This is a genomic window from Guptibacillus hwajinpoensis, from assembly GCF_005144865.1.
Taxonomy (GTDB): domain Bacteria; phylum Bacillota; class Bacilli; order Bacillales; family Guptibacillaceae; genus Guptibacillus; species Guptibacillus hwajinpoensis_A.
On the sequence record NZ_SWFM01000002.1, the window covers coordinates 175,581 to 188,890 of the forward strand.

Sequence of the window (13,310 nt, forward strand, 5' to 3'; positions counted from 1 at the left end):
AAAGGCGAGTGAAACTAAGGTTTCACTCGAATGAGCCAAAAATCGTAGGAGCATCTAGTGCTCCTCTATCCCCTTGTGTCTTTTAATTAATGGCTCTTTTCTATGAGATTGTTGATTTTAAAAGATTTTTCTATAGAGAACACCACTTAGTTGATTGGAGCGGAAGGATGCTCGACTCCTGCGGGATTAGCGGGACAGGTGAGACCCCACAGGAGCGTAAGCGACGAGGAGGCTCAAGTGTCCCGCACCAAGGAAAGCGAGCATCCTGGAGCGGAAATCAACCGCTCTCTATAGCAACAAAGTTTACGAAAAAAGCCTAATTAATATAAATCAAAATAAATGAAAGTATAAGCAGTAAACAATGATCAGGCTGTTGCCATAGATTTGGCTTAGCCGATTTTTTAATGCCTATGCTGGAGAAAGGAGAAGCGGTTGCATGCATGTCATGAAACACAGCGGCTGGATTGAGGTTATTTGTGGGAGTATGTTCTCAGGAAAGTCAGAAGAGTTGATTCGTCGAGTCAGAAGAGCGACTTATGCAAAGCAAAAGGTTCAGGTGTTTAAACCAAAAGTTGATAATAGATATAGTGAAGAATCTGTTGTGTCTCATAATGGGATGTCAGTTATTGCTGTTCCAGTTGATCACTCACAGGCCATTCTAAGTCGCGTCTCAGAAGATACAGATATGGTTGCGATTGATGAGGTTCAATTCTTCGATAATGGCATTGTAGAAGTTGCTCAGCAACTTGCTGATGAAGGCGTGCGTGTCATTGTAGCAGGTCTTGACCAGGATTTTCGTGGGAAAGCATTTGGACAGGTACCTGAGCTTCTTACAGTAGCAGAATCGGTTACAAAGCTCCAAGCCATCTGCGTTGTGTGTGGTTCTCCAGCAAGTAGAACGCAACGCTTGATCGATGGTAAGCCCGCTCATTATGATGATCCAATTATTCTTGTAGGAGCTTCAGAATCATATGAACCGCGCTGCCGTCACTGCCATAAAGTACCCGGTAAACCAACAGCAAGAGATCCAAAGCAACAAGAAGTATCTAAATAAGCCCGGAATCCCGGGCTTTTTTTGTTGTGTAAACTGGCATTTCCGCTTTTCGTGATCTAGCTGCAGTGGCCAGGTCCTCGAGTCGCTTCAGCAATTCATCCGAACACAAAGACCGTGTTCAAATGAATTGCCTCCAGCGCTTGTCGGACCTAACCGGCCACTTCCGCTTTTCGGTATTACTCGACTCCTGCGGGATGAGCGGGACAGGTGAGACCCCACAGGAGCGTTAGCGACGAGGAGGCTCACCGCCCGCCCTGCGGAAAGCGAGTACCTGGAGCGCAAATCCACTGCAACAAACATCAATCCTTACAGAAGGATCCTTTTCATTTACATTTTTTAACTGATCTATCTCCTGATTCATTGGGCACTTTAAGAACAGGAGGTGTCAGACGCATGAGAATTTTTACTTTTTTGATGGTACTAACTATTCTAGTTGCTTCTGCTTGTTCGCCACTAAAACCACCTACTTCTGATGGACAGGCCGGAGAAGGGCAGCAGCTGAATACAGATATTAACTTAAACCCGCAGTCTTATCGTAATATGAGTGTTAATAAATCAACCATTAGCGATGATCAGAACAAGATTAGAGAAGTTGTGGAAGCAGAAGGCTATAACGCAGGAGCTATTTCAATTACAGGAAATCATGCCTGGGTTAATGTGAATTTTGGCAATGCGAAAGAAGATGTTAATCAGCTGAAGAACCAACTTGCAGCAAAGATCTACAAAACAGTACCGAGATATAAAATTCACGTTAGAGTCAAATAACCCTCTCGAGCGAGAGGGTTATTTGTTACATATTTTAATGTTGGGCTCTTCTTGCTGCTTGTTGCAACGGATCCCATACGCTGTTGTATGGTGGTGCATAGGAAAGATCAAGGTCTTCAATATCGTGAAGCGACATGTTGTGGTATAGAGCTGTTGCAAGGACATCTACGCGTTTATCAACGCCGTACTTTCCGATGAATTGACCACCGAGAATGCGTTCATTGTCATCTCTGTACACAATTTTCACACGAAGCTCTCTCGCTTCTGGGTAGTATCCTGCAATGTCCGTTGCCTCTGTAGAACAATTTGCATATGGAAGGTTGAGCTCTTCTGCTTCCTTCGTAGATAAACCAGTTCGGCCGAGTGTTAGTTCAAAGAATTTAATAACAGATGATCCGACAATGCCTTTAAACGTATTCGGCTGTCCGATTATGTTCAGTCCAGCAATTCGTCCCTGTTTATTTGCTGTAGTGCCGAGGGGTACAAAGTCATCTCGCTCTTTTACACGGTGGAAATGGGTTGCACAGTCACCAGCGGCATAAATATTCTCCATACTTGTTTCCATATAACGATTTACTTGGATAGCACCATTTTCAGTCATGTGAATGCCACAATCATTTAAGAATCCAGTGTTAGGCTTTACGCCAACAGAAACGAGAACGAGATCAGCATCGTATTCTCCTTTATCTGTAACCACTTTTTTCACGCGCTTATCGCCTTTAAATGATTGAACTCCTTCGTTTGTGTGGACAGAAACGTTGTTACGTTCAGCTTCTTCATGAATAAATTCTGCCATATCTTTATCGAAGATACTGGCGAGTTGAGGACCTAGTTCAATGATTCGGACCTCTTTGCCAAGCTCTCTAAACGCCTCTGCCATTTCAAGACCAATGTATCCTCCGCCAATCACTGTGACTTTCTTAATGGAATCATCTAAGTCTTTCATGACTTTCTCTGCATCTGGGATCGTTTTAAGTGTATGTATACCTTCTAAGTCAATGCCATCCCATCCTGGTTTAACTGGACTTACCCCCGTCGCGATAAGAAGTTTATCAAAGTTTTCCGTGAAAGCTTCACCTGTCTTTAGATTCGTTCCTTTCACTACCTTGTTTTCAGTATCAACTTCGGTTACCTCGTGGAAAACCCTCGCGTCAATTCCATACTTTTCACGGAATGTATCGACTGTTCTAGCAATCAACTTCTCGGATGATTCAATTTTTCCGCTTATGACATATGGAAGTCCACACTGGCCATAAGAGTAAATATTTCCTTTTTCGAGCGTTACAACTTCTGCATTTTCGTCGTTCCGAACAATTTGCATTGCTGCGCTCATGCCAGCAGCGTCTCCACCAATAATAACAACTTTCATAACCCATCACCTTTCTTTTAGCGGTCTCTTCTTTTCAGTTTACCCTGTTTAAAAGAAATTCAAGCTGATTTTGCTTTTGACGGGTGAAATGTCCTATACTATAATTAGAATGTTATGCAACGAAAACGAGGTGAAAGATCTTGTTAGACCGTTTAGAAATAGTAGAAGAACGTTATGATAAGTTAAATCAGTTGTTAAGTGATCCTGAAGTCATTAATGACACAACGAAACTCCGCGAATATTCCAAAGAGCAGTCAAGCCTTGAGGAAACCGTGCAAGTTTATCGTGAATATAAGGAAGTCCTTGAAGGCATTAAAGATGCGAAAGCAATGCTTGAAGAAGAGAAAGACGCAGAGATGCGTGAAATGGTGAAAGCTGAGTTATCAGAACTTACACCACAAGCAGAAGAGTATGCTGAGCGTCTAAGAATTCTTCTTCTTCCTAAAGATCCAAACGACGATAAGAACGTTATTATCGAAGTTCGTGGCGCTGCGGGTGGAGATGAAGCGGCTTTATTTGCTGGTGACTTGTACAAAATGTACAGTCGATTTGCTGAAATGCAGGGCTGGAAATCTGAAGTAATCGAGTACAGTTCTACAGAGCTCGGTGGCTTTAAAGAAATGATTTTCATGATTAACGGTGAAGGTGCTTATTCCAAGATGAAGTATGAGAATGGCGCACACCGCGTTCAGCGTGTTCCTTCAACAGAATCAGGTGGTCGTATTCATACATCAACTGCAACTGTAGCCGTTCTTCCTGAAGCGGAAGAAGTGGAAGTAGAGATTCACGACAAGGATGTTCGTGTGGATACATTTACATCCAGTGGACCTGGTGGACAGAGTGTTAATACAACAATGTCAGCCGTTCGTCTAACGCATACACCAACAGGCGTGGTTGTATCGTGTCAGGATGAGAAGTCTCAGATCAAGAACAAAGAAAAAGCGATGAAAGTACTTCGTGCTCGTGTTTATGATAAGTTCCAGCAAGAAGCACAGAAAGAGTATGATGACAATCGTAAATCAGCAGTAGGTACTGGGGACCGTTCAGAGCGAATCCGTACGTATAATTTCCCGCAGAATCGTGTAACAGATCACCGTATTAACCTCACGATTCAAAAGCTGGATCAAATTCTTCAAGGAAAACTTGATGAATTTATTGATGCGCTTATTACGGAAGAGCAAACGCGCTTGATGGCAGAAGCTGGAGAGTGACCTTATGACGACTGTATTCGAAGCCCTTAAATGGGCTTCTTCTTTTTTAGAAAAGCATGGTAGAGAAGCAACAGCAGCGGAATGGTTGATGAAACATGAGCTCGGTTTATCTCGAACAGAACTTCTGCTCATGATGAGAGATGAAATGCCGAATTATGCTAGCTTTCAGGATAAAATTCATCAGCATGCAAGTGGTATTCCAGTTCAGCACATTTGTGAGAAAGAAGAATTCTATGGTCGAACGTTTCGTGTGAATCACCATGTTCTTGTGCCTCGTCCTGAGACAGAGGAACTAGTTGAAGGTATTCTATCTCGAGCAAAACGTCTTTTTCCTGATCCAGCCTGTGCGTCGATTGCGGATATTGGAACAGGAAGCGGCGCAATTGCGATTAGTCTTGCTCTTGAATTAACCAATAGCCATGTAACGGCTGTTGATCTTTCTGAAGAAGCGCTTCACGTTGCAGAAGGAAATGCTCGTGATCTTCAAGCTCCTGTTACATTTCTTCATGGAGATCTGCTTGATCCTCTTAAAGAAAGAAAGGTCGATATTGTTGTATCGAATCCACCTTATATTTCGGAAGCTGATTATCAAGAGCTTGATCCGCTTGTACGCGATCATGAGCCGATTCAGGCACTCGTTGGAGGAGAAGATGGTTATGATCTGTATCGTCGTCTCGCAACTGATCTTCCGGGCATTTTGGCAAGCCCAGGCTTAATTGGGTTTGAAGTCGGGGATACACAAGCAAGAACGGTAGCAGATATGTTAGAAGCCTCTTTCGGAGATCGTATACAGGTTGAAGTTATCAAAGACATTAGCGGCAAAGAGCGTATGGTATTTGGTGTTGTAAACTAGCCTCGTCGAATCTACTCACATTCTGGTGAAGAGTTATACGTTTAGAACGTGTAATTCTGGCCAGAATGAGAGCTAGAAGGGACGGGGATACAAGATGATGAATCAAAAAGGACTTATAAATCTATTAATCTCAATTTTTATTCTTGCTTCAAGTCTCCAGGGTTCGGATGTAGCATCAGCAAACCAGGTGATTCCAGACGAAGCGATTCGTCTTCGTATACTAGCAAATAGTAATAGCGATGAAGACCAAACGGTTAAACGCCAAATTCGTGATCAGGTAAATGAATCCATTAACGGCTGGGTTGCAGATTTAACTTCCATTGAAGCTTCACGTAAAGTGATTAAAGGTCATTTAAGTGAAATTGAAGCAATTGTTAAGACAGAGCTTGCAAAAGTCGGGAGCAGTGAATCATTTTCCGTGAAGTTTGAAGAAGTTGCTTTCCCAACGAAGTTGTATGGTGATTTTGTTTATCCTGCAGGAAGTTATGAAGCTGTATTGATTACAATCGGTGAAGGACTTGGGGATAACTGGTGGTGCGTTCTTTTCCCTCCATTATGCTTTCTTGATTTCTCAAATGGCGATGCGGTACAAGCTGCAGGCGATGAGGAAACGGTTCAAGAACCTTCAGATGAAGTGGAAGTAGATTTCTTTCTTGTTAAACTAATTGATGGAGTTGGCGATTGGTTCAAGGGAATATTTAAATAGTTAGTCTATTATCCTCCTTTTACGCATAAGACCATAACAGAACGGTTTTGTGCTCTTTATCAGAAGAATGAAGGAGGATGATTCATTTGTTTCTAGTAAGAAAAGCGACAGCAGAAGACGAATCCGCCGTATGGAACATTGTGAAAGAATCTGGCCTTGAAGTGGACGGGCTTCCTGAAATTGAATCGTTTCTAATTGCCGAAACAGAAACGAAAGAGCTATTCGGAGTTATTGGCCTTGAAACGTTCGGTGCTGCAGGTCTTCTTCGAGCGCTTGTTCTAAACAGCTCGGAATCAACCTCTGAAGGGTTGCTCAAGTTCTTTGATTCAGTCATTCAATATGCGAAGAAAACGAAGTTGGACGAGTTGTACCTCACTTCTAAGGAAGAGTCTTTTTTCTTCCAAGTTTTTGGTTTCTCGACAATTAACGGAGAAAGCCTACCGATTCAAATGCAAAGCAATAGGTTGTTCACAGATCAAGAAAGTAATCGGGTCATTATGAAAAAACGCTTAGTTTAGCTTGTCTCATCAACAATGTTATACACAAAACGAACGTATGTTATCCACACATTGTGGATGAATGATGAAAAAGCAAAAGGAAGCGTTTTTACAAAATGTGTAGAATTCTGTGGAATAACCACTTATTATCCCGAAATAAGCGGGTTTACTAGTCTTTATCAAGTAAGAGGGTGAATAACGTGGAAGGTATCCACACAAATGTTTGGTATGTGGATGAAAATGTGGATAGCAAAAAAGATTATCCACAGATTGTGGAAGCTGCGGAATACTTAAAACAAGATGAAGTGATCGCCTTTCCGACAGAGACCGTCTATGGCCTCGGGGGAAATGCCTTATCAGACAAGGCTGTCGCAAAAATTTTTGAAGCAAAAGGCCGTCCTGCTGATAATCCACTCATCGTGCACGTCGCATCTCGTCCACATGTGGAAAAGTTAGTAACAAATATTCCGAAGCAAGCTGATCAATTAATGAATGCATTTTGGCCAGGACCATTAACAATTGTGTTACCTGGTGGAAAGAGTGTGGCCACGAATGTGACAGCAGGCCTAGATACGGTTGCGGTTAGAATGCCCGATCATCCAGTAGCAATAGCATTATTGAAGGCAGCGAATTTGCCACTGGCAGCTCCAAGTGCGAATTTATCCGGTAAACCGAGTCCAACGACAGCGAAACACGTCATTCATGATCTAGACGGACGAATTGCTGGAGTTGTGGATGGTGGTTCAACTGGAGTTGGGTTGGAATCGACGGTCGTTGATTGCTCTGGCGATGTTTTGACCATTCTAAGACCAGGTGGTGTGACGAAAGAGCAGCTTGAAGAAGTTGTTGGGGAAGTGAAAATTGATCCAGCGCTTAGTGATGATGGTCATCAACCTAAGTCTCCTGGAGTTAAATATAAGCATTATGCACCTACCGCACCGGTTACCCTTGTGGATGGTTCTTATTCGTTTATCCAACAACTTGTGGATAAAAGGAGAGCGGAAGGGCTGAAGATTGGTGTGCTAGCAACAGAGGAGTCAAAAGAATTATTTAAAGCTGACGTTGTTATTCCTTGCGGATCGAAACACGATCTCATTACAGTCGCCAATCGGTTATATGATGTTCTTAGAAAATTTGATGAATCAAATGTGGATGAAATATATAGTGAAATGTTTACACATGCGGGTGTAGGAGCAGCCGTTATGAATCGATTAACGAAAGCTGCGAACAATCGTGTAATCAAAGAATAATAGAAAGACCGGCTCAGTATTCTGAGCCGGTCTTTCTCATTTTTTAGCGTTTCTTCTGACAATACTCCTCAATCATAGCGTTTGTTACATAAGTACGTGTTGGAATGCTTCCTTGTTTGGCAAGTTCATTAATTTGAGAAGATAGTTCGTTGATGCGGTCAGTTGTGTATTCTTCGTTTGCTTCACAATGTGCAACTGCCCGAGCGATAGCTGCTTCTCGTTCTTTATCTAATTGTATAAACAAATTAATCTCGCGGTTTTTTTTGCTAAGTTGATCTGAAATTCCTTTGTGAACGCTCATAGTATTAGTTCCTCCAATTTGGCTCATCCTTAGCTATTTACCCTTAGCGAGCCTTTCTTAATCTATTATTCATTCTTTTCCTTCTATTTTCAAGTGGACACGCATAAAAGTTGAATAGCACGTCCCGGGAGGAGATGGAATGATTTCCACTGCGTTAATTGGAGAGCTTGCAACGCTAAGCATAATGGCATTTGCTCTCGGTATGGATGCTTTTTCAGTGGGCCTTGGAATGGGAATGATCCCGCTCAGGCTTCGCCAAATTGCCAAAATCGGTGCGGTTATTGGCCTGTTTCATATGGGAATGCCACTTGCTGGCATGTTGATCGGACGTTTCTTATCAGAGCATTTCGGAACAATTGCAACAATGGTAGGTGGAGGATTATTGCTCTTGTTAGGGCTTCAAATGGGACTATCCTCGCTTTCTTCAAGTGATAAGCCATTCGTAACGCCACTAGGTTTTGGTTTACTGCTTTTTTCATTAAGTGTTAGCCTTGATAGTTTTTCAGTTGGGCTGAGTCTCGGGATATACGGTGCACGTGTTATTGTGTCGATTATTCTATTTGGAGTCTTTAGTATGATGCTAACTTGGGCTGGGTTAATGATGGGGCGCAAATTCCAACACTATATCGGATCATACAGTGAGCTGCTTGGCGGTTGTATTTTATTTGGGTTTGGGCTTAAATTGCTCATTATATAAAAAGGCTCTTTTCGGAGACATTGTTGCGATAAGAGTAGGGGTTGATTTCCACTCCAGGATGCTCGCTTTCCGCGGGGCGGGCGGTGAGCCTCCTCGTCGCTTACGCTCCTGTGGGGTCTCACCTGTCCCGCTCATCCCGCAGGAGTCGAGCATCCTTCCGCTCCAACCAACCTTGAAGTGTTACCTTTTTTATACCAAACCTCTTAAAAAACAACAATCTTTAAGAAAAAGACTTTTTAAAAAAACCGCTGAGTGTCAGCGGTTAGAAAAGGAACATTAATTTAAGATGATTACGTCATCAATGTTAATTCGCTCACCTGATGTACCAGATACGACAACCTTAAATCTTACTGGTGAGTTAACATTTACAGTGATTGTTTTTTCAGTTAATGTACTACCACTTGTAGAAGCACTAGTCACATCTGTCCAGGTTGTCCCTTGATCTGTGGACTTCTGGAGCTTCCACGTAGCGCCAGAATCTGAACTAAAGTTCGCATGAGTTAGTTTCACAACTGACACAGAGGGTGCGTCGAAATTCATAGAGATGGATCCAGGTGCTTTAATTCTTGCAGATTGTGCTCCGTTTTTCTTATCATTCGAAAGGTCGCCAAGAAGGGCGTTTGCAAATGTCCATGATCCTGTTGAAGTAGTTACATTTCCAGTTGTATAGGATCCCTTTGAACCAGTTTCGAAATCTTCTCCAAGTGTTGCTGTTGATCCATTGTGGCTACCAAGGTAAGAGAACGTATCTGTTGTGTACGAGTTCCATTGGCTTGCTACATACGTTGTTGAGCCGCTTGCAACAGAGGAATCTCGAACAAGAGTAACGTCTGAACCAAAATTGGTGCCGTTTGTACCGATTGTGTCTGTTGTAACGCTGTTGTGCTTTAACGATACGGAATCATCGCCGTTAAATGAGATTGAACTATCCTGAGCGTCTGCTACTGAAAGGATGGATGATGACGCATTAGGATTGGCGATCACAAACACATCTCCGCTTGCTAGAGTGCCTGAAAGTGGAATGCTTGTCGTGATGTTAGATGATTCAATTGAGTAAGATGATAGATCAATAGCCGCTGAAGAGCCATTAAAAATTTCTAGCGCTTTATTATAACCGGAACCCTCTACATATTCAGAGAAGTATACATTCTCTCCGCCGGATGGGTCGCCACCGCCTGAAGAACCTACATAACCGTAAGAACCTGCTTTAAACGTCGAAGGGTCATACCATTTGTAGCCTGGATCCGGTTGAGCCCATGGTTCAGCTTGTGGTTCAGTTGACGATTGTGGATCCTCCATCGCTAGAACAGGCGTGGGTTGATCAAGCTGAAGTCCACTTACTTGAGTGAAATCTGTATAATTTTCTTGAGTTGAAAGCCAATCTACAAGGTTTACTAGAAGAGTAGAGTCGTCTTGTTCAGAAAAACCATCATAAGTTGTCTTAGTGCCACCTGTTTCTTCGCGCTTATATTTTGGAGAAGAGTCTTCAACAGGTGAAGAATCGCCAATGAAAGCGGCTTTTCCTTTACCAACTTTAGAAATTGCAGCAAATGGACCTTCATCGCGACCTCCGCCGTTATAAACGCCTTGATCAACTGCGTAAGACCATTTAGCTGACGTTTGAGGAAGATATACAATTCCTTTTGCTTTATTCGGATCAGTTACAGCGAGAGTTGAGCCTGCGTGCATCGCAACTGTTGAAACGCCGCTCGTAATACCAAAAGCTTGATCAGGAGAAACAATATCATTTGCCGTTACATTTCCAATTGCATTGTAACGGAAGCGAATTCCAAAGTTATTTGATAACCAATCAGAGCTCGTCACTCCTTGCATTGCTTCAGAAGCCGCTTCTTCTGAACCCATACCTTTCGTAGGATTAGACCAGGCACCTCTTCTGTAACCATTGAAGATCTCTGAAGAATCAAAGCGGTTTTTATTTCGATCGGCATTGTAATGATCCGCTACAAAGAAAATACTTCCGCCATTTTGAACGTACTGAAGCATCGCTTCTTGTTCAGATGCTTTATAAGGAATATTCGCTTCTCCAACGATAAAAACTTCATATGTATTCAAATCTGCAAGAGTTAGCGGGGAGTCTTTTCGTAATTCTTTTACATGATGACCTTCATTTGCTAAAGCGTTCCCAAGATCAGAGAAAGCACCATCAATAACCCAATCTGCTGCACCTGCTGTTTGACCATGAGTGTTATCAAACAAAATGTCTTTTCCGCTTGGAGTACCTACAGGTGAGATTTCCGGAGCTGGATCGGCTGGACCTTCCGCATACGCTTCATCAGCTATCGGTGTGAGAACAGTTGAGAGACTTAGAGCGAACACAGTGACAAGATTGAAAATGGACCAATTCTTTTTTTGCACTTACATCATCCTCCTTAGAAGTTAACTGGTACTTCTGTATCCTAACGAAGGAATATTAAAAGAATATTAACAAAATATGTTGAATTTTGTTTAATTGAAATATTTCAAGAATTAAATGGAAAAGGAATAGGTCATTTATCATTGATTTTGAGTATATCTTAATAGGTCTTCCTAATGGTATTTTGAAGCTGACATCTTGGTGTTACTGGAAATAGAAGGATTTAAAGGGATATATAGTTTGAAATAACATTTTCCTACTAAATCGTTACATAATAAAAAGCCGCTGAGAAATCAGCGGCTTTGTCTTTGGCGTTATTCGGTAATTCCTTGTAGCAGTCTTGCGTATGGAGAATCAGCTGGCAACATTATAACCGTTTCGTCATTTAGCGTTGTCTTATAAGATTCAAGCGTTCTGTATAGCTCGTAGAACTCAGGATCCTTACTGAATGCTTTGTTGTAGATCTTCGCAGCTTCAGATTCACCTTCTGCGCGTATTTCCTGTGCATCAGCATCTGCTTTTGCTAGAATCGTATCGACTTCTTTGTCCGTTTCTGCTTTAATTCGGTCTGAATCAGCGTCACCCTGTGATAAGTATTCCTGAGCTTTCGATTCCCGTTCTGAAATCATGCGTTGGAACACCGATTGTTCGTTTGCATCAGGGAGGTCTGTTCGTTTCATACGTACATCCGTTACTTGAATGCCATATGCGTCGCGCTCAAGCAATTTATTCACACGTTCGCGAACGTTGTCATTAAAACTACCTCGATTTGATTTTTCTTCGTTGATGATTTCTTCGTATTCCAATTGCCCTAGCTCTGAACGAATTACCGAGAAAATAAATTCGCCCATTTTGGCTTCGGCGTTTTCAATTGTCCTGGCGTTCGTAATCATATCCTTGGGATCGCTAACAGACCAAACAGCATAATTGTCTACCGTCATTCGTTTTTTATCCCTAGTCGTAATTTCCTCAGGATTTACATCATATAGCATCTTGTATTTAGGTAGGGTCGTGACAGACTGAATAAATGGAATCTTAAATTTCAATCCTGGCTCTGTTTCAATTGTTACAACATCACCAAACTGTCGAATAACTTTATATTCTCCTTCTTTCACGACGAACACTGTGCTGAAAAAGGCGCCGATGATCATAATAAGCAGAACGATGAGCAATACACTTTTGACGATTTTACGTGGATTCATGTTCCGACGATGCTCATCCATATTAAATACGTTTTGATCACTCATTCGTTTCACTTCCCTTCGGCTTTTCAGTCTCAGTCTTTGCCGGCTGAATTGGCAAGTACTTTACCGTGTCTCCGCCTTCATCTGTAATGTAGATTTTCGTATCAGGGAGTACTTCTTCAAGCGTTTCTAGGACAAGACGCTGTCGTGTAATATCAGGATTGCTTTTATATTCGTTGTACAACGCGTTGAACGTTGCAACGTCTCCGCGGGCTTGCTCAATTCGCTGTGCTTTATCACCTTCAGCCCTTGATATACGTGCATCCTTCTGACCTTCCACAACGCTTAGTTCCTGGTTCTTATATTTTCTAGCACCATAAATCGTTGTTTCCTTCTGTTCACGAGCATCTACTACGTTCGTGAAGGCTTTACGTACTTCATCATTCGGAAGTTCAACATCCTGGAGCTTTACATCTAGAATTGAGATTCCAATCTCATATCGATCAATTAATTTCGTTAGAATATCACGCACATTTCCCTCAATTTCCGCTTTTCCTGATGTGAGTGCTTCGTCAATTTCAGAGCTTCCGATGACGCCCCTTAGTGAAGCTGATGTTGCGTTATAAAGAATTTCTTTCGGTTCGTCTGAGTAGTAGAGAAATTGTTTAGGGTTCGTAATTCGCCACTGAACTACGAGATCAGCGAGAACGATGTTTTCATCCCCAGTAACCATTTTCGTTTCTTCTGGATAGTCGACGATCTCACCATCTTCCTCATCATAACCAAACGTTAAGCTGAACGTTTCCCTTGGCAGAATATCTACCTGTTGTATTGGCCATGGCAACTTGAAGTGAAGCCCGGCTTCGCTAATTTCTTCATCTACCTTTCCGAATGTCATAATAACCGCCTGTTCAGATTCATCGACTGTATACCAGCTTGTAACAAGAACTACCCCTAATAAAAGAAACAGAACGATGGACCCTGATAGGATGACGATTTTTCTTTGTGACATATGGTTTCCCCCCCTTAATTTGCTTATAGCAAGTATT

At 42.2% G+C, this 13,310-nt stretch carries 13 protein-coding genes; 8 read left to right on the plus strand and 5 right to left on the minus strand.

Translation table 11 applies throughout. The features are described from left to right. Positions 1 to 436: 436 nt before the first annotated feature. Together FBF83_RS08260 and FBF83_RS08265 are read left to right on the plus strand one after the other, a co-directional pair. Positions 437 to 1,054, plus strand: a complete 618-nt coding sequence (locus tag FBF83_RS08260; RefSeq protein WP_136946691.1) for a thymidine kinase — start codon at positions 437 to 439, stop codon at positions 1,052 to 1,054. Positions 1,055 to 1,447: 393 nt separating this feature from the next. Further along, positions 1,448 to 1,819 carry a hypothetical protein gene (locus FBF83_RS08265; RefSeq protein WP_136946692.1) on the plus strand — a complete coding sequence of 124 codons (372 nt, stop codon included), beginning with the start codon at positions 1,448 to 1,450 and terminating at the stop codon, positions 1,817 to 1,819. 34 nt (positions 1,820 to 1,853) lie between these two features. Here FBF83_RS08265 and FBF83_RS08270 read toward each other — a convergent pair whose 3' ends face one another. Then, positions 1,854 to 3,188, minus strand: a complete 1,335-nt coding sequence (locus FBF83_RS08270) for a CoA-disulfide reductase (RefSeq protein WP_136946693.1) — start codon at positions 3,186 to 3,188, stop codon at positions 1,854 to 1,856. A gap of 140 nt (positions 3,189 to 3,328) precedes the next feature. Here FBF83_RS08270 and prfA point away from each other — a divergent pair, with 140 nt between their 5' ends. The 5 genes from prfA to FBF83_RS08295 all read left to right on the plus strand — a co-directional run bounded on the left by prfA (position 3,329) and on the right by FBF83_RS08295 (position 7,705). Next, positions 3,329 to 4,399: a peptide chain release factor 1 gene (gene prfA / locus FBF83_RS08275; RefSeq protein ID WP_136946694.1), complete on the plus strand. Its 1,071-nt coding sequence runs from the start codon at positions 3,329 to 3,331 to the stop codon at positions 4,397 to 4,399. Positions 4,400 to 4,403: 4 nt separating this feature from the next. After that, a complete protein-coding gene (gene prmC / locus FBF83_RS08280; protein ID WP_136946695.1) occupies positions 4,404 to 5,252 on the plus strand; it encodes a peptide chain release factor N(5)-glutamine methyltransferase in 849 nt (282 codons plus the stop codon). Between the two features lie 97 nt (positions 5,253 to 5,349). Then, entirely contained in the window at positions 5,350 to 5,958 is a 609-nt protein-coding gene (gene spoIIR / locus FBF83_RS08285) for a stage II sporulation protein R (RefSeq protein ID WP_136947149.1), read from the plus strand. A gap of 86 nt (positions 5,959 to 6,044) precedes the next feature. Continuing rightward, positions 6,045 to 6,476: a GNAT family N-acetyltransferase gene (locus FBF83_RS08290; protein ID WP_136946696.1), complete on the plus strand. Its 432-nt coding sequence runs from the start codon at positions 6,045 to 6,047 to the stop codon at positions 6,474 to 6,476. 188 nt (positions 6,477 to 6,664) lie between these two features. Then, positions 6,665 to 7,705, plus strand: coding sequence for an L-threonylcarbamoyladenylate synthase (locus FBF83_RS08295; RefSeq protein ID WP_136947150.1), 1,041 nt, complete (start codon positions 6,665 to 6,667; stop codon positions 7,703 to 7,705). A 43-nt stretch (positions 7,706 to 7,748) separates the two neighbouring features. Here the strand turns inward: FBF83_RS08295 and FBF83_RS08300 are convergent, their stop codons facing one another. Further along, complete coding sequence (locus tag FBF83_RS08300; protein WP_136946697.1) at positions 7,749 to 8,006, minus strand: DUF2533 family protein; 258 nt, start codon at positions 8,004 to 8,006, stop codon at positions 7,749 to 7,751. Between the two features lie 139 nt (positions 8,007 to 8,145). On the opposite strand from FBF83_RS08300, the gene FBF83_RS08305 reads away from it, so the two are divergent. Further along, entirely contained in the window at positions 8,146 to 8,703 is a 558-nt protein-coding gene (locus tag FBF83_RS08305) for a manganese efflux pump MntP family protein (RefSeq protein ID WP_136946698.1), read from the plus strand. Positions 8,704 to 8,979: 276 nt separating this feature from the next. Here the strand turns inward: FBF83_RS08305 and FBF83_RS21350 are convergent, their stop codons facing one another. The 3 genes from FBF83_RS21350 to hflK form a co-directional block, all read right to left on the minus strand. After that, positions 8,980 to 11,079: a lamin tail domain-containing protein gene (locus FBF83_RS21350; RefSeq protein ID WP_205665312.1), complete on the minus strand. Its 2,100-nt coding sequence runs from the start codon at positions 11,077 to 11,079 to the stop codon at positions 8,980 to 8,982. Between the two features lie 312 nt (positions 11,080 to 11,391). Next, on the minus strand, positions 11,392 to 12,324 hold the full coding sequence (gene hflC / locus FBF83_RS08320; RefSeq protein ID WP_136946700.1) for a protease modulator HflC: 933 nt from the start codon (positions 12,322 to 12,324) through the stop codon (positions 11,392 to 11,394). Further along, positions 12,317 to 13,273 carry an FtsH protease activity modulator HflK gene (gene hflK / locus FBF83_RS08325; RefSeq protein WP_136946701.1) on the minus strand — a complete coding sequence of 319 codons (957 nt, stop codon included), beginning with the start codon at positions 13,271 to 13,273 and terminating at the stop codon, positions 12,317 to 12,319. The genes hflC and hflK overlap by 8 nt, the downstream gene beginning before the upstream one ends. Positions 13,274 to 13,310 lie beyond the last annotated feature (37 nt).

Coding starts and splice junctions, on each gene's coding strand:
- FBF83_RS08260 (WP_136946691.1), top strand. CDS start 437: ATGCATGTCATGAAACACAGCGGCTGGATTGAGGTTATTTGTGGGAGT.
- FBF83_RS08265 (WP_136946692.1), top strand. CDS start 1,448: ATGAGAATTTTTACTTTTTTGATGGTACTAACTATTCTAGTTGCTTCT.
- FBF83_RS08270 (WP_136946693.1), bottom strand. CDS start 3,188: ATGAAAGTTGTTATTATTGGTGGAGACGCTGCTGGCATGAGCGCAGCA.
- prmC (WP_136946695.1), top strand. CDS start 4,404: ATGACGACTGTATTCGAAGCCCTTAAATGGGCTTCTTCTTTTTTAGAA.
- spoIIR (WP_136947149.1), top strand. CDS start 5,350: ATGAATCAAAAAGGACTTATAAATCTATTAATCTCAATTTTTATTCTT.
- FBF83_RS08300 (WP_136946697.1), bottom strand. CDS start 8,006: ATGAGCGTTCACAAAGGAATTTCAGATCAACTTAGCAAAAAAAACCGC.
- FBF83_RS08305 (WP_136946698.1), top strand. CDS start 8,146: ATGATTTCCACTGCGTTAATTGGAGAGCTTGCAACGCTAAGCATAATG.
- hflC (WP_136946700.1), bottom strand. CDS start 12,324: ATGAGTGATCAAAACGTATTTAATATGGATGAGCATCGTCGGAACATG.
- hflK (WP_136946701.1), bottom strand. CDS start 13,273: ATGTCACAAAGAAAAATCGTCATCCTATCAGGGTCCATCGTTCTGTTT.